Source organism: Xanthomonas sp. 3793 (assembly GCF_024806835.1).
Classification (GTDB): domain Bacteria; phylum Pseudomonadota; class Gammaproteobacteria; order Xanthomonadales; family Xanthomonadaceae; genus Xanthomonas; species Xanthomonas arboricola_F.
In genome coordinates this window covers 126,918-143,369 of sequence record NZ_JANTYU010000005.1, presented here as the reverse complement: position 1 = coordinate 143,369, position 16,452 = coordinate 126,918, and the positions used below count along the sequence as shown (strand labels likewise).

Genomic DNA, 16,452 nt, shown 5'->3' with positions numbered 1-16,452 from the left:
GCAAGTGCCGGTGCAGTGCTGCACCTGTCGCAGGAAGGTCGTGCAAGCCCCCCGGCAGACGCGCTGCCGGGGGGCTCGGTACCGCAGTTACATCACCAGAACTTGTAGCGCAGGCCCAGCATGTAGCGCGGGCCGGTCTGGGTGGCGTAGACGATCTGGTTCTTCTGCCTGCCGTGCTGGCGCTGCACCTCGTCGGTGAGGTTGATCGCCTCCAGGCTCAGCGACAGGTTCTCGTTCCACTGGTAGCCGATGCTCAGATCCAGCTGGCCATAGGCTTCGGTGTAGACCGGATTGGGCTGGCCGCTACCGTCGAAACGCGCGGCCAGGAATTCGTCGCGCCAGTTGTAGGCCGCACGCACCTGCCACTTGTCCTTGTCGTAGAAGCCGACCACGTTGGCCGAATCGCTGAGCCCTTCCAGCGCGAACTGCTCGCCGATCACCGCGTTGTCGTAGGTCAGCCCGGAATCGACCTTGGTGTAGTTGGCCGACACGCCGAAGCCGCTGGCGCCGAACATGTGCTGAAGGTTGAATTCCCAACCGTCCAGCGAGGCCGAGCGTTGGTTGGCTGGCGCGGTGATGGCGAAGTTGGCCACCGGGTCGCCCGGCTGCCCGCTGATCACACCGGTGGCGTTGCCGTTGGCATCGGCCGCGCGCACTACGCCCGGCGAACCGTTGCGATTGCGGAAGATGTAGTTGCGGATACAGGTCAGGTCGGCCGAGGCGCATCCATTGGCCAGCGCTTCGTTCCAGTAGGTGCCGCCAATCGGGGTATTCAAGCCCAGCGAGGTATCGTTGCGCGTGGTCACGCCGATGTAATTGTCGATGTTCTTGCGGAAGAAGCCTACCGAGGCGTAGCTGGCATCGCTGTAGTACCACTCCAGCGACAGGTCGATGTTGTGCGACAGCAGTGGCTTCAGGCCCGGGTTGCCTTCCCGGCCGGTGCCGCCTTCCACGCGCGCGATCTCGCTGAGCGTCTGCCCGCCCTGGATATCGCCCCAGCCGGGACGGCCGATGGTTTCGCCGTAGCTGCCGCGCAGCACCAGGTCTTCGGTGAGCTTGAAGCTCAGGTCCAGGCTGGGCAGCCAGTATTCGTACTTGCCGCTGTCGCTGGCGAACGCCGAATTGGCCACACGAATCGGCAACTCGTTGTTGGCGACCCAGTCGATGCCGACCGCCACCGGCACCAGCGCCTGTGCGTCCACCTTGGTTTCTTCGTAGCGCACACCGGCGGCCAGGCTGATCGGCACGCGCAGATCGTCCCAGCTGTTGTTCCACTGCAAATAGGCGTTCTTGGATTTTTCGGTCACGCGGCGGTCGGTGGTGAACACCGGCGAGGTGCGGTACAGCGCATCGTCGCCGGCGGCTTGCGCGGCGGCCTGACGTGCGCGCTCGAAGTCGAACAGGAACAGCTGGTTGAATTGCGCCGGGTTGCCGCTGCCGTCGATCGCGTCGAAGTACTGCGCAAACGCACTGGGGATCCACAAGTCGTCCGGATAGTCGGCTGCGGTGCCGTTGCCGTTCCAGGTATCGCGCTGCACGTTGGAGAACGCCGAGCGGTTCTTGACCTCGGTGCTGCCGATGCCGAACTTCAACTGCGAATAGTTTTCGAAGGTGAAGTCGCCGTTGACCTGCGCCTGGTCGATCTCGGATTTCATGTAGCTGTTGCGGAACGCCGAGCCGGTGACCAGCGTGCGCGAGGGGTCCAGCCCGTTCAGGCCGAAGCCCAGCTGCTGCTGCAATACCGGGAAATCCTTGCTGAAATCCACCACCGAGGTGCCGCGGTAGAAACCCGACACGCCCAGCGAGTTGCTCGACCCATACGGGCTGTCCGCGCCGGCTTCGGCGGTGGAGCGGTGGATGTCGAAGTTGAGCTTGAACTGGTCGTTCACCGCCCAATCCACGTTGAAGCCCAGCGACTTGTTCTGGTTGCGCGTGGCCGCGTTGGAGCCGGCGGTGGCCAGATCGCTGGTGGCCGGGTTGACGATTTCCGAATACGTGATCGGACCGGCCACCGGGCCGTTGGTCCAGGCGCTGGCCGACGGGCCGTAGTTGAACCACACCGACATTTCGTTGCGCTGCTGCTGGATCTTGTTTTCCGAATAGGTGTAATCCAGCGTGGTGGTGATGTTGTCCAGCGGCTTGTACTGCAGTACCAGCTGGCCGTTGGTGCGCTGGCGTTCGACGCCGACCACGCGGTAGTTGAGGTTCTGCGGCACCGAATAGATATCGTTCGGGCCGGGGCGGTTGACGATGTTCTCCGAACCCGGCGTACCCGGCTGCGGAATGGTGCCGTAGGCGGTGGAATCGCCACGGAATGCGCGCCAGCCATTGGGCACGCCGACCTGGCTGTAGCCGAAGTCGCGCTCCTGGTAGCTGCCGCTCAGCGACACGCCAAAGCGGCCATCGTCCGAGGTGGTGCTGAAGATGCCGGAGATTTCCGGCGTCAGCGAATCGCCCTGCAGGCGGCCGGGCAGGTTCTCGTTGGACGCATCGTGCACGCCCTTCAGGCCCACGTTGGCATGCATGCCCGGGTTGTCCAGCGGCCGGGCCGTCTTGATGTTGATGGTGGCACCGATGCCGCCGGTGGGCGTGCTGGCGCGGCTGGTCTTGAACACCTCGATCCCGGAGATCGACTCCGACGCCAGGTTGGCGAAGTCGAACGCACGCGAGTTGGAGGCGTTGGATTCTTCGATGCTGGCGCCCGGCATCTGCCGGCCGTTCAACAGCACCAGGTTGAAGTCCGGGCCGACGCCGCGCACGGTGACGCGCGAGCCTTCGCCCAGCGAGCGGTCGATCGACACGCCGCTGATGCGCTGCAGCGACTCGGCCAGGTTGGTGTCGGGGAACTTGCCGATGTCCTCGGCCACGATGCCATCGACGATGCCTTGCGCATCGCGCTTGACGTTCATCGACGAGGTGAGGCTGCCGCGGATACCGCTGACCTGGACGGTATCGAGCGTGGCAGGGTCGGCCTGGCTGGAGCCGGGGACAGTGGATGCCGACTGCGGCGCAGGCGCGGTCTGCGCGGCAAGCGGCGTCGACAATGCGAATAACAAGGCAGACGTCAAGCGCCGCGTGCGCGGCAGGGTGCGTAGCTCTCTCACGATGATTCCATCCCCAAGCAAGGAAAAGCCGGCCCCAGGCGGGACAGGCAAAAGGTCGACCAGCAATCGCGCATTTGTTAGCGCCGGCTTAACGAAGTCAATTTGCAGTGCAGCATCGGCCGCGAGCCACTGGCGTCACACATCGTTCCAGTCAGGGCATCGACCGATACACGCGCACGCAACGGCTTGGCCGTACCATCGAGCGGCGATGGGGCAGTGCCTCACCGCTGGGACGTGGCAGTGGTCATTCGGAATCGGCGACGGCTCGCAGCCCTTGGGCTCGCGCGAATCCCCGATTCCACTGCTGCACCCTGTTGCGAAGGACATCGCTGCGACCGACAGGACGGCCCCGCGTGCACCGGCGAACACGGCCGGCGCACAGGTCGGCCTGGCCGCAAGGTCGTTGCCGATCTCATGACGCGTGCCTGCGCGCGTCGATGGCCGCCTCGTTGTCCCTGTCGCGCATCACCCCTCACGTACCGGAGCACGCATGATCGACCTGTATTACTGGCCCACCCCCAACGGCCACAAAGTCACCTTGTTCCTGGAAGAATCCGGGCTGGACTACACCCTCAAGCCGGTCAATATCGGCAAGGGCGAGCAGTTCGAGCCGGCGTTCCTGCAGATCTCGCCCAACAACAAGATGCCGGCCATCGTCGACCATGCCCCGGCCGATGGCGGCGGGCCGCAGAGCGTGTTCGAGTCCGGCGCGATCCTGCTCTATCTGGCCGAGAAGACCAGCCGCTTCCTGCCGCGCGACGCCCGCGGCCGCATCGCCGCACTGGAATGGCTGTTCTGGCAGATGGGCGGGCTGGGCCCGATGACCGGCCAGATGGGCCACTTCAACGTCTACGCCCCCGAAAAGATTGCCTATGCAATCGACCGCTACAACGCCGAGGTACGCCGCCTGCATGGCGTGCTCGACAAGCGTCTGGCCGATCATGCGTTCCTGGCCGGTAACGATTACGGCATCGCCGACATGGCCAGCTATCCATGGATCGAGGTCTATGCCGACATTCGCCCCGATTACGCCGACTTCCCTCACCTGAAGCGCTGGCACGACGCCATCGCCGCGCGTCCGGCAACCCAACGCGCGTATGCGCTCAAGGAGCAGGTCAACCCCAACGCCGGCAAGCCGCTCAGCGACGAAGAGCGCAAGCACCTGTTCGGCAAGCGTTGAGGCAAAGCGGCAGGAGCGCTCGCGCAACAGGCCATACGGCGAGAGCGGCGACTGTTGCAGCTGCGCAGCAAGAACCAACGCAAAACCGCATCAGCAAGCAACAAAGACAAGCAGCAACAGCAAGCAGCAACAGCAAGCAGCAACAGCAAGCAGCAACAGCAAGCAGCAACAGCAAGCAGCAACAGCAAGCAGCATCACGGGTTGGTAGCGGCGCGCGCATGCATTATCCGCGCACGACGCAAACCCGGCAGCTCGAGCCCCTCTCCCCCGGGGAGAGGGGTTGGGGTGAGGGTACGCAAGTAGCGCCAGCAAGCAGCATCAAGCGTTTGCAGCGGCACGCGCATGCATCATCCGCGCGCGGCACAAGCCCGGCGCCTCGAGCCCCTCTCCCCCGGGAGAGGGGTTGGGGTGAGGGTACGCAAGTAGCGCCAGACCCACCGCCCCCGCAAGCTGCGCCGCATGAAATGCGCACCTCTCATCGGCAGCGCGCCAACTGCAACCACCAGTCCACAGGCACCTCTGCTCGCAGGAAAGCAGCGTAACCAACAACCCCAGCACCACGCTGCAGCACACGCGCACCGCCGCGCGTACATCCCTCATCGCGCGCGCGCGCCATCGCCGCCCATCGCCGCGCTTCTCAAACACCCCACGCGCCCGCATCCTGTGCGCTATCCCAAGACAGGATCTTCGATGCGCGCCCTGTTCGCCGCCCTTGCCCTCATGCTCAGCACCGTCCCCATGGCCCACGCCGAAAAACTCACCCTGGAGGCCATCACCGGCCCGTTGCCGCTGTCCGGTCCGACCTTGCTCAAGCCCAAGGTGGCTCCGGATGGTTCGCGCGTGACCTTCCTGCGCGGCAAGGACAGCGACCGCAACCAGCTGGACCTGTGGGAATACGACATCGCCAGCGGCCAGACCCGGCTGCTGGTCGATTCCAAGGTCGTGCTGCCCGGCACCGAAACGCTCAGCGATGTCGAAAAGGCCCGCCGCGAGCGCCAGCGCATCGCCGCGTTCAATGGCATCGTCGATTACCAGTGGGCGCCGGATGCGCAGGCGCTGTTGTTCCCGCTTGGTGGCGAGTTGTATCTGTACGACCTGCACAGGACCGGCGCTGCCGCAGTGCGCCAGCTGACCCACGGCGAAGGCTTCGCCACCGATGCCAAGCTCTCGCCCAAGGGCGGCTTTGTCAGCTTCGTGCGCGAGCGCAACCTGTGGGTGATCGACCTGGTCAGCGGCAAGCAGCTGCAGCTCACCAGCGACGGCAGCCAGACCATCGGCAACGGCGTGGCCGAGTTCGTCGCCGACGAAGAAATGGATCGCCACACCGGTTACTGGTGGGCGCCGGACGACTCGGCGATCGCCTTTGCGCGCATCGACGAATCCGGCGTGCCGGTGCAAAAGCGCCCGGAGGTCTATGCCGACCATACCGAGGTGATCAGCCAGCGCTATCCGCAGGCCGGCCAGCCCAACGTGGCGGTGCAGTTGGGTGTGATCGCACCACGCACCGGTGCGGCGCCACGCTGGATCGACCTGGGCGACAACGCCGATATCTACCTGGCACGCGTGGATTGGCGCGATGCACAGCGCCTGACCTTCCAGCGTCAATCGCGCGATCAAAAGACGCTGGAGCTGATCGAGACCATGCTGGCCAGCGGCAGGCAACGCACGCTGATCACCGAAACCTCGCCGACCTGGGTGCCGCTCCACAACGATCTGCGTTTTCTCAAGGACGGCCGCTTTGTCTGGAACTCCGAACGTAGCGGTTACGAACATCTGTACCTCGCCTCCGAAGACGGCGCCACGCTCACGCCGCTGACCTCCGGCGCCTGGGTGGTGGACGCGCTGCTGGCCGTCGACGAGCAGGCCGGCCTGGTGTACTTCGCCGGCAGCAAGGATTCGCCCACGCAAACGCAGCTCTACGCGGCGCCGCTGGCCGGGGGCGTCATCGAAAAACGCTCGGCCTCCAACGGCACGCATGCGGCCAGCTTCGCCAACAACGCCAGCGTGTATGTCGACAGCTGGTCCAACACGACCACACCACCGCAGATCGAGCTGTTCCGTGCCAATGGCGAAAAAATCGCCACGTTGCTCAAGAACGACCTGGCCGATCCGCAACATCCCTATGCCAGGTACCGTGATGCACAGCGCCCGATCGGTTTCGGCACGCTGACCGCAGCCGATGGCAAGACTCCGTTGCACTACCGGCTGACCAAGCCGGACAACTTCGACCCGAGCAAGCGCTACCCGGTCATCGTCTACGTCTACGGCGGTCCCGCGGCACAAACCGTGCTCGATGCCTGGCCCAGCCGTGGCGATGCGTTGTTCGATCAATATCTTGCGCAGCGTGGCTACGTGGTGTTTTCGCTGGATAACCGCGGCACCCCGCGACGCGGCCGCGACTTCGGTGGCGCGCTGTACGGCAAGCAGGGCACGGTGGAAGTGGACGACCAGCTGCAAGGCGTGGCCTGGCTCAAGGCGCAGCGTTGGGTGGACCCGGCCCGCATCGGCGTACAGGGCTGGTCCAACGGCGGCTACATGACGCTGATGCTGCTGGCCAAACACAGCGACGTCTACGCCTGCGGCGTGGCCGGCGCACCGGTCACCGATTGGGGCCTGTACGACACCCACTACACCGAGCGTTACATGGACCTGCCGGCCGGCAACGCCGCCGGCTATCGCAACGCGCGCGTCGCCACCCATCTGGATGGCCTGCACGCCAGGCTGCTGCTGATCCACGGCATGGCCGACGACAACGTGCTGTTCACCAACTCCACCGCGCTGATGAGCGAGCTGCAGCAACGCGGCACGCCGTTCGAGTTGATGACGTATCCAGGCGCAAAGCACGGCCTGTCCGGCAGTACTGCGTTGCACCGTTACAAGACCGCCGAGGCGTTCTTGCAGCGCTGCCTGATGCCGTCGCAGCAGTAGACGCTCGCCGCTTCGTTCCAGGTCTCGCCTGCCGTTTTCCCCTGCATCTGCGCAAGGAGTGCCATGTCGCTGCCGCCACCCATCCCCGCTGCATCGCCGCAGCGCCCGCGCGCTGTCGATGTCTGGAGCCGGCATTGGAAGTGGGTCGTGCCCGGTATCGGCGTGGCGTTGTTCGTGCTGCTGGCATTGGTGATCGGCGCGCTGATCTACGCGATTGCCGCGGTGGTGAAATCCAGCGATGTGTACCGCGACGCGCTGCGCATCGCCAAGGCCGATACGCAGGTCGTGCAGACCCTGGGCACGCCCATCACCGACGCGCTCCTACCCGATGGCAGCATCAGTTACGTCGGCGACATGGGCGAGGCGCATTTCAGCGTGGGCCTGCATGGGCCGCGCGGGAACGGCAGCGTGCAGGTGGATGCCACGCGCCGGCATGGCCGTTGGACCTACCAGACACTGACCTTCGCCGGCACCCATGGCGGCCAGATCGATATGTTGCCGGCCACACCATCGCCACCGCAGCCCTGCCTGCCATGACCTAAGGCAGATTGCCGCGGCCGTTGCAGATGGGTAGGGTCGCGCTACTCAATTCGCGGATCTGCCTCATGAAGCCACTCGTTCTCGCCGTTGCGCTGGCGCTCGGTTCCTCGTTGCCGTTGCAGGCACAGACCGGCAAGACAGCGCCGACACAACCCGCCAGCCCGGCCTGGGTACAGATCAGCAACGGCTACGCGCAGATCCTGCTCAACGCGCAGGCACCGTTCCAGCCCGAATACGCCAGTTTCTTCGGCGTGCCCGGCTATGACGACCAGGTCGTCGACCTGGGGCCGGACAACGCCGCGCGTTATCGCGATGCCATGCGCAAGGCGCGCGCCACGCTGCAAACCAAGCTGACCACCGAGCGCGATGCCAACGTGCGTCAGGACCTGCAGATCATGATCGGCGCCGCCGAGCAGAATATCGAAGGCAGCGAGCTCAACGAGCGCTATCTGTTGCCCTGGAGCGACGCGCCTGAGGCGGTCTTCAGTGGCCTCAACGGTCTGCTGTCCGACCAGACCGTGCCTGAGCGCCGCGCCAAGGCGCTGGACCGCCTCAAGCGTTACGTCGGCCTGGTGCCGGGCAGCACACCCACCACCACGCTGGCGCGCCAGCGCTACGAGGAAAAGCTGGGCAACAAGGCGTTGCTGCAGCCCACCCAGCGCGAAGTGGAGCAGGCGCTGGCCAACGTGGACACCTACGTCGCAGGCATCGGCGAGCTGTTCGCCAAGTACAAGATCGCCGGCGCCGACGAGGCGCTCAAGGCCATGTCCACCCAGCTCAAGGACTATGCCGCCTGGACTCGCAGCACCGTGCTGCCCAAGGCACGCAAGGACACCCGCCTGCCGGAACCCCTGTACGCGTATCAACTCAAGCAGGTCGGCATCGACATCGCTCCGCAGCAGCTGATCCAGCGCGCGCAACTGGAATTCATGGAGACCCGCTCGGCCATGCGCCAGCTGGCCCCGCTGGTGGCCAAGGCCAAGGGCGTGCAAGGCGAGGATTACGTGCAGGTGATCCGCGCGCTCAAGGGCAACAAGATCGCCGACGACCAGCTGGAAACCCACTACCGCGGCGTGATCGACCAGATCGACCCGATCATCCGTCAGCAGCGCATCGTCGATGTGCCCAACCGCCCGATGCAGATGCGCCTGGGCAGTGCCGCCGAAAGCGCTGCGCAACCTGCGCCGCACTTCCTGCCCGCGCCGTTGATCGGCAATACCGGCCAGCAGGGTCAGTTCGTGCTGCCGCTGGGCAACCCATCCGCCGAGGGCGGCAAGAAAGAGCAGTACGACGACTTCAACTTCGGCTCGGCCGCCTGGACGCTCAGCGCGCACGAAGGTCGCCCCGGTCACGAACTGCAGTTCACCGCCATGGTCGAACGCGGCGTGTCGCTGGCGCGCAGCATGTTCGCGTTCAACTCGGTCAACGTCGAAGGCTGGGCGCTGTATGCCGAAGCCGAAATGGTGCCGTACGAACCGCTGGACGGCCAGCTGATCGCCCTGCAGTTCCGCCTGTTGCGCGCTGCCCGCGCCATGCTCGACCCGATGCTCAACCTGGGCCTGATCGACCGTGAACGCGCACGCCAGGTGCTGGAAGACGACGTCGGCCTTTCGCCGGCGATGACCCGCCAGGAACTGGACCGCTACACCGTCCGCGCCCCCGGCCAGGCCGGCAGTTACTTCTACGGCTACACCCGCATCCTCGAACTGCGTATGCGCACCGAACTGGCCCTCGGCAAGAAGTTCGATCGCCTGGCCTTCAACAACTTCCTGCTCGACCAGGGCCTGCTACCACCAGATCAGCTGGCCAAGGCGGTGGAAACGCAGTTCATTCCGGCGCAGCAGAAAAAGCGCTGAGCAGGGGGCGTGACACGGGCATGAGGCAGCCGTCGCCAGCAGCCCCATGCCGCTGCCTGAAGCAGCTGGCGGGTTAGCGTGCTGGCGGCGGCGCGTCCGAGTCCGGCCCGGCCTGCGCTCCCGCCGGCACCCAGATCGCCATCCCGGCTGCGCGTTTTTGCGTGGTCGGGATGCCGATGCCCAGGCCGCCACCGACGCGGCCGCCGTAGCTGCCGCCGCCGACCGACAGGCCGCCGCCGGAGCGTTCCGAGCCGACGCCGACAATGACCACGCCGTTGGCGCCCAGCTTGGCGGCTTCGCGCTTGAGGCGCTGCACGGCGGCATCGGTCTGGCCCTGGGTGCCGAAACCGGCGGCGCTGGTGGATTCGAGCTGGGCGATCTCCACCGAGCCGACCGGGGCATGCGAATAGACCTGCACCTGGGCGGGGTCGATCGGGGCGCGTGCCTGGCCGAGCATCACCTTGGAGCTGCTGGCACAGCCGGCCAGCAGCAGGGCCAGCGCGGCGCCGACGACGAAATGCCTGTTCATGATGTGGCCCCCTGAAAGATGGTGATGACGGCGATGATCCGGCGCCCTAACTGAAGAGTGGCTAACACGACGCGGCAAGCCGACGTGCCACCTGGTGGCGGCGACGCCATGGTCCTGGCAGCACTCTGAAACCCATCGGACGCTGTCTCACACTAGCCACGCCCGTGTGAGGCTGCCGCCAAGCCGCCATTGGTCAGGGTGACCACCTGCCCACGCCGTGCGGACGGTCGCGCCGGTATGCTCGCGCTTTGTTCAAGGAGAGGTGGCACGTGGGATTGATCAGTCTGTTGTGGGGGATCGTGGCGCTGCTGTGGATGGTGCTGGCCTTCATTCCGCTGCTGGGCTGGGGCAACTGGTTCCTGATTCCGTTCGCGGCAGTGGGTGCGCTGATCGCGGCGATCGCGCTGTTGTTTACCTCGGCCGGCCATCGTGGCCGCGCCAAGACCGGCCTGCTGCTCAACGGTCTGGTGATCGTGGTCGGGGTGATCCGCTTGAGCCTGGGCGGCGGCGTGATCTAGCCGTTGCAGCGCTGCGACAGTGCGTCGCAGCGGCGTCTGCAGCAAGGTGGCGGGCGTAGACTTGTGGGCTGTCACAAGGAGCCTTGTCATGGCCCACCCGCACTATCGTCCCCGCCGCATGCGCCACGATGCGTTTTCGCGCCGCCTGATGCGCGAAAACACCTTGACCACCGATGACCTGATCTGGCCGGTGTTCGTGCATGAGTTGTCCGGCCGCGCGCCCATCGCCTCGATGCCGGGCGTGGAGCGGCTGTCGCTGGACGAGCTGCTGCGCGAAGCGGAAAACGCGCTGGAACTGGGCATTCCGGTGATCGACCTGTTCCCGGTGATCGACCCGGCCGGCAAGAGCCTGGATGCGGCCGAGGCCTGGAACCCGGATGGCCTGGCGCAGCGTGCGGTGCGCGCGCTCAAGGCGCGCTTCCCGGAGCTGGGGGTCATGACCGACGTGGCGCTGGACCCGTACACCACCCACGGCCAGGACGGCATCATCGACGCCAAGGGTTATGTGCTCAACGAGATCACCGTCGAAGCGCTGGTCAGGCAATCGCTGTCGCATGCCGAAGCGGGTGTGGACATCATCTCGCCGTCGGACATGATGGATGGCCGCATCGGTGCGATCCGTCGCGCGCTCGATGCCGACGACCATCTCAACGTGCGCATCATGGCGTATTCGGCCAAGTACGCCTCGGCGTTCTACGGCCCGTTCCGCGATGCGGTCGGCAGCGCCGGCAATCTGGGCAAGGCCGACAAGACCACCTATCAGATGGACCCGGCCAACAGCGACGAGGCCATGCGCGAGATTGCGCTGGACCTGGAGGAGGGCGCGGACATGGTGATGGTCAAGCCGGGCATGCCGTACCTGGATGTGGTGCGCCGGGTGAAGCAGGAATTTCGCGTGCCGACCTTCGCCTACCAGGTCAGCGGCGAGTACGCGATGCTCAAGGCGGCCGCCGCCAACGGCTGGCTGGACGAACGCCGCTGCGTGCTGGAAGCGCTGATGGCCTTCAAGCGCGCCGGTGCCGATGGCGTGCTGACCTATTTCGCGCCGCAGGTGGCGCGCTGGCTGCGCGAAGGCTGAGCGCGTCTAGACGTGCTGCGTGAGAGGCGTTGGGGTGGCATCTTTCCTGGATGCCGTTCAACGCGCATTCGATGCGGTGAAGAGGGCATCCGATGGTCGTGTCGGATCTTCCGCGTTGTTGCACGGACCGGCAGCGCCGGCCTGTTGTGCGCTGTAGCGGTTCGATCTGATCCACGCGATCTGCTTCTATTTCCTGGCACATCGCCGGCCTAGGGCCGCAGGCCAGCCACCAGGCGCCTGATCGCGATGCGCAAGCAGCGTGGCCGGCCAGGGCTGCCGGCAAGACGACGCATTCGCCATCGGTCCAGGCGCGCCGACTGCGATAACGATTCTCATCTACAATAGCGAGCCCTGCCGCTTCAGGTTGTTCGCGCGTGTTCAAGACGGTTCTGTTCCAACTGCACTGGCTGCTCGGCATCACGGCCGGCTTGGTGCTGTCGGTGATGGGCGTGACCGGCGCGCTGATGTCCTTCGAAAACGAGATCGTGCGGCTGGCCAATCCGGCCATCGCGCAGCTGGCCGTGCGGCATGCCGCCGGCGAGCGTGCGTTGCCGGTGGATGTGTTGTTGCAGCGGCTCGACCTGACTCCGCGCGATGCAGGAAAACAGCAGGCGGTGACACGCATGCTGATCGACCCCACCGGCGCGCGGCCTTCCACTGCACGTCTGGCAGGCAAGGGCGGCGGGCGCGTGTACTTCGACCCTTACACCGGCGAGCGCGTCGCCGCGCCGCGCTTGAGTGGCGCGTTTGCGTTTATCGAAGACCTGCACCGCCATCTGACTGCGGGCAAGCGCGGCCAGGCAGTGACCGGGGCATGTACCTTGATCCTGCTGTTTTTCTGCGCGTCCGGGCTGTATCTGCGTTGGCCGCGGCGCTGGTGGAGCCTGCGGACCTGGTGGGCGGTGGAATGGCGGCGGCAGGGGCGCAGTTTTCTGTGGAGCCTGCATGCGGTGTTCGGCACCTGGTGCCTGCTGGTCTACCTGCTGGTCGCGCTGACCGGGCTGACCTGGTCGTACGACTGGTATCGCGACGGCATGGTGGCCTTGCTCGGCAAGGAGCCGGCCATGCGCGGCGACGGGGGCGAGCATCGGCCGGCGACGGTGGATTTCGCGCGCGTGCAGCGCACTCTGGACGGTATCCCGGGCACCCACCACGCCGCGTTGGATCTGCGGGTCCCCACCCGTGCCGGGCAGCCGATGAGCGTACGGTTCTTGCCGGACCGGCCCGACCACGACCGCGCCTACGACAATCTGGAAATCGACGCCGCCAGCGGCGCCTTGCTGCGTCGCCAGGATTACGCGCAGTTGCCGCGCGGCCAGCAGTGGCTGGTGAGCATGTTCCCGCTGCACTCGGGCAGTTTTTTCGGATTGCCGGGGCGCATCGTGGTGATGCTGGCGAGCGTCGGCATGTCGGTGTTCTTCATCAGCGGCTGGATGCTGTACCTGGATCGCCGCCGCAAGAAGCGCGAGTTGCGCGCCGCGCGCGTGCTGCTGCAGGGCGCGCCGCCGGCCTCGCAGGCCGAGCCGTGGTTGATCGCCTTCGCCAGCCAGAGCGGTTTTGCCGAGCGGCTGGCCTGGCAGGCGGCCGGGCATCTGCAGGCGGCCGGCCTGCCGGTGCAGGTGCGCGCGCTGGCGCAGGTGGATGCGCCGCGGTTGCAGGCCACCCGGCACGCCTTGCTGGTGATCAGCACGTTCGGCGATGGCGAGCCGCCGGACGCGGCGCGCGGATTCGAGCGCGAACTGCTGCGCCAGCGCATCGCCTTGCCGCAGCTGGCTTACGCGGTACTGGCACTGGGCGACCGCCAATATGCGCAGTTTTGCGGATTTTCGCGGCGCATCGAGCAGTGGCTGGACGCGCAGGGCGCACGCGCGTTGTTCCCCGCCGTGGAAATGGACAACGCCGACCCGCAGGCGCTTGCGCAATGGCATGCGCAGCTGGCGCAGATTGCCGGCGCGCCGGTGGCCGCTGTCGCGCTGACGCGGCCGCGCCTGACGCAGTGGACGCTGTCCTCGCGCACGCATCTCAACCCGGGCAGCGAGGGGGCGCCGATCTGGCGCATCGACCTGCAGCCATCGCTGCAGGCGCACTGGCAGGCGCACTGGCAGGCGGGCGATATCCTCGAGGTGCAGCCTGCGCACGCCGATGCGCAGGTGCGTGCATGTCTGGCGGCGTGGGGCCTTTCGCCCGATGCATTGGTGCATGTCGATGCGCAGTTGCTGCCGCTGCATCAGGCCGCCGCCGAGCGGGTGCTGCCGCCGCCGCCGGCCGTGCCGCCAGCGCCGTGTCCCGATCCACAGGCCTGGCTGGATGCCTGCGACTGGCTGCCTACGCGCGACTATTCGATGGCCAGCGTGCCGGCCGATGGCGTGGCCACGGCGGTGGTGCGCCTGACCGCCCGCAGCGATGGCAGTCCAGGGCTGGGCTCGGGCTGGCTGATCTGCCATGCGCCGATGGGTGCGGCGGTGCGCGCGCGGTTGCGCACCAATCCCGGCTTCCATCGCGTCGAGGCGGCGCCGATGGTATTGATCGGCAACGGCACCGGCATCGCCGGTTTACGTGCCTTGTTGCGCGAGGCCGAGCTGGCCGGCGTGCACGGGCATTGGCTGCTGTTCGGCGAACGGCAGGCCGCGCACGATGGTCTGTTTGCCGACGAACTCCAGGCCTGGCATGCACGTGGCCATCTGCAGCAGCTGGACCGGGTGTTCTCGCGTGACCAGGCGCACAAGCGCTACGTGCAGCATCACTTGCGCGAGACCGGCGACACCTTGCGCCACTGGATCGATCGCGGTGCGGTGATCCATGTCTGCGGCAGCCTGGACAGCATGGCGCGTGAGGTCGATGCCACGCTGCGCGACTTGCTGGGCGAGACGCGGCTGGAGTCGCTGACCGCAGCGGGACGTTATCGGCGCGATGTGTATTGAGCGCGGTCATCGCCACTGCATCGCTGCGTTGGAGCGGCTAGTAAAACGTGGCGTGCGGTCGCTAAGCGGGTGCGAGCGGTTTGGAGAAATCGCGGTGAACGACCGATACATGCTGCGTCCTAGCTAGTCTCGACCATGCACTCCTTGCAGCGTGCGCGGTGGTTTTGTGAGCTGCCAACCATGGCGGCGTCTAAGCGCGGTCCGATGCTTGAATCGAAAGCCTGGTTGATCGAGGGCGCGATGCCCTCACCACTTCCGGGACACGCCGTGAATCCGTCCATGCAGGCTCCTTGGCGGCATCCATGCCGCCAAGGGTCCCGGAACCGGTAAGGACATCACGCCTGCCAAGTTGGTCGTGCGCTGATGGAACCGCACAAGCGGGATGACTTAAGCGAGAGGACTTAACGCAGCGGCCTGGCTGCTTGTATGCATGTGTGGATGACGATTAGCGATAGGGGGAAAACCCCATCCACTTGCTGCCCGCCTTCGACGGAAAGTTTTGGCAATCAGACCACGTCTGCCAGATCACAAGGATCATGCAACCACCGCTGCATCTGACCCGCTTGCTGCCGCTCCCGCTTTTGACCATGCACACCGACCATCTCGACTGGCCCTTGTCCGCCTACCGGCGCGGGACCTTACGCGGCACGGATGCCGCGCAAGAGCCTAGCAGGACGTACTTGCGGCGTATCCTGCGATGGTAGGCGGGCAAGGGCCCTGCGACCAAGCCTCAGATCAGCAGCCCTACAGTCACACCGCAGATCAGCGCCCTGCAGCGTGACCCAGATCATCCGCTCTGCAACAGCTTGGCGTGAAGTAGTGTCCCAGGCAGCCCCTGGCAAGAGTTTGCGCATCCATCCGCCTTCAACGGCAGCTGGCATCTCCCTCCACCGCCGGCGCCTTCATCCGGTAGATATCCAGTTGCCCCGCGCGTGGTGCGCGCGCGCTGCCGGTGACCAGCAGCTCGCCCGGTTTGGCCGCATCCACCACTGCGCCGAACGTGCGCTCCTGCGGCCCGTTGAACGACAGCGGCAAGGCCTGGTCCTGGGCGTAGTGCCCGTTGCTGCATGTGGCCAGCAACAACTGGCTGGGGCCATCGACTGCACCGCGCGCCCATACCAGGCCACGCCCGTCGCCAAGCCAGGCCGCATCCAGTTCGTCGGCACCGGTATTGATGTCGCGCAGTGGCGCAGGTGCGGTGAACGCGCGCCCATCCCAGCGCGCCACCAACACATCCAGGCCGCCGGCGCCGCCGTGGCCATCGCTGGCGAACAGCAGGCGCGTGCCGTCCAGCGACAGGCTGGGCGCGCGCTCGTTGCCGCGGCTGTTGATCGCCGCGCCCAACGATTGCACCGCGCCCAGGCCGCCCTGCGTATCGACCGGCACGCGGTACAGGTCGCTGCCACCGGTGCCGGCCGGCCGCGACGAGGCGAACAGCAGCCAGCGCCCATCGGCACTGAACAGCGGCGTGATCTCGTCCTGCGCGGTATTGAGCGGCAGCGGCTGCGCGTCCTGCCAGCGCCCGCCGCGCAGATGCGCCTGCCACAGGTCCCAGCCACCGGGGCCCCCGGCGCGGTCGCTGGCCCAGACGATGCGTTGCCCATCCGGGCTGAGCGTGGCGTGCGCCTCGTTGGCCGGTGTGGACACCACGCCCATGCCTTCGATGCCGAACTCGGCAAGTCCCGACGCGGACGGGACGAAGAGTAAACTCGCCGCCAGCGCGAGCGGCGTCCATCGAAGTTGCATGCGGTGTTCCTGCTCCAGGTCGCGCACAGTCTAGTCAACCAGAGAGCGTTTC

General features: G+C 66.3%; 10 protein-coding genes. 7 read left to right on the top strand and 3 right to left on the bottom strand.

What is annotated here, in order from left to right; all coding sequences use genetic code 11:
- Positions 1-92: 92 nt before the first annotated feature.
- Positions 93-3,104 carry a TonB-dependent receptor gene (locus FHY18_RS17305; protein ID WP_259157293.1) on the bottom strand — a complete coding sequence of 1,004 codons (3,012 nt, stop codon included), beginning with the start codon at positions 3,102-3,104 and terminating at the stop codon, positions 93-95.
- 490 nt (positions 3,105-3,594) lie between these two features.
- On the opposite strand from FHY18_RS17305, the gene FHY18_RS17300 reads away from it, so the two are divergent.
- The 4 genes from FHY18_RS17300 (at position 3,595) to FHY18_RS17285 (ending at position 9,608) form a co-directional block, all read left to right on the top strand.
- A complete protein-coding gene (locus FHY18_RS17300) occupies positions 3,595-4,284 on the top strand; it encodes a glutathione binding-like protein (protein ID WP_259157292.1) in 690 nt (229 codons plus the stop codon).
- Between the two features lie 690 nt (positions 4,285-4,974).
- Positions 4,975-7,212 (top strand): S9 family peptidase, encoded by a 2,238-nt coding sequence (locus FHY18_RS17295; RefSeq protein ID WP_259157290.1) that lies wholly within the window; start codon positions 4,975-4,977, stop codon positions 7,210-7,212.
- A gap of 63 nt (positions 7,213-7,275) precedes the next feature.
- Positions 7,276-7,749 carry a cytochrome c oxidase assembly factor 1 family protein gene (locus FHY18_RS17290; RefSeq protein ID WP_259157289.1) on the top strand — a complete coding sequence of 158 codons (474 nt, stop codon included), beginning with the start codon at positions 7,276-7,278 and terminating at the stop codon, positions 7,747-7,749.
- Positions 7,750-7,817: 68 nt separating this feature from the next.
- A complete protein-coding gene (locus FHY18_RS17285; RefSeq protein ID WP_259157288.1) occupies positions 7,818-9,608 on the top strand; it encodes a DUF885 domain-containing protein in 1,791 nt (596 codons plus the stop codon).
- Positions 9,609-9,681: 73 nt separating this feature from the next.
- Here the strand turns inward: FHY18_RS17285 and FHY18_RS17280 are convergent, their stop codons facing one another.
- A complete protein-coding gene (locus FHY18_RS17280; RefSeq protein WP_259157286.1) occupies positions 9,682-10,137 on the bottom strand; it encodes a hypothetical protein in 456 nt (151 codons plus the stop codon).
- 275 nt (positions 10,138-10,412) lie between these two features.
- Between FHY18_RS17280 and FHY18_RS17275 the strand changes: the two genes are divergently transcribed.
- The 3 genes from FHY18_RS17275 (at position 10,413) to FHY18_RS17265 (ending at position 14,654) form a co-directional block, all read left to right on the top strand.
- Positions 10,413-10,655 carry a hypothetical protein gene (locus FHY18_RS17275; protein WP_208621455.1) on the top strand — a complete coding sequence of 81 codons (243 nt, stop codon included), beginning with the start codon at positions 10,413-10,415 and terminating at the stop codon, positions 10,653-10,655.
- An 88-nt stretch (positions 10,656-10,743) separates the two neighbouring features.
- Positions 10,744-11,733 carry a porphobilinogen synthase gene (gene hemB / locus FHY18_RS17270; RefSeq protein ID WP_259157285.1) on the top strand — a complete coding sequence of 330 codons (990 nt, stop codon included), beginning with the start codon at positions 10,744-10,746 and terminating at the stop codon, positions 11,731-11,733.
- Between the two features lie 374 nt (positions 11,734-12,107).
- Complete coding sequence (locus FHY18_RS17265; protein ID WP_259157283.1) at positions 12,108-14,654, top strand: sulfite reductase flavoprotein subunit alpha; 2,547 nt, start codon at positions 12,108-12,110, stop codon at positions 14,652-14,654.
- Between the two features lie 864 nt (positions 14,655-15,518).
- Here the strand turns inward: FHY18_RS17265 and FHY18_RS17260 are convergent.
- Positions 15,519-16,400 carry a TolB-like protein gene (locus FHY18_RS17260; protein ID WP_259157282.1) on the bottom strand — a complete coding sequence of 294 codons (882 nt, stop codon included), beginning with the start codon at positions 16,398-16,400 and terminating at the stop codon, positions 15,519-15,521.
- Between the last annotated feature and the right edge of the window lie 52 nt (positions 16,401-16,452).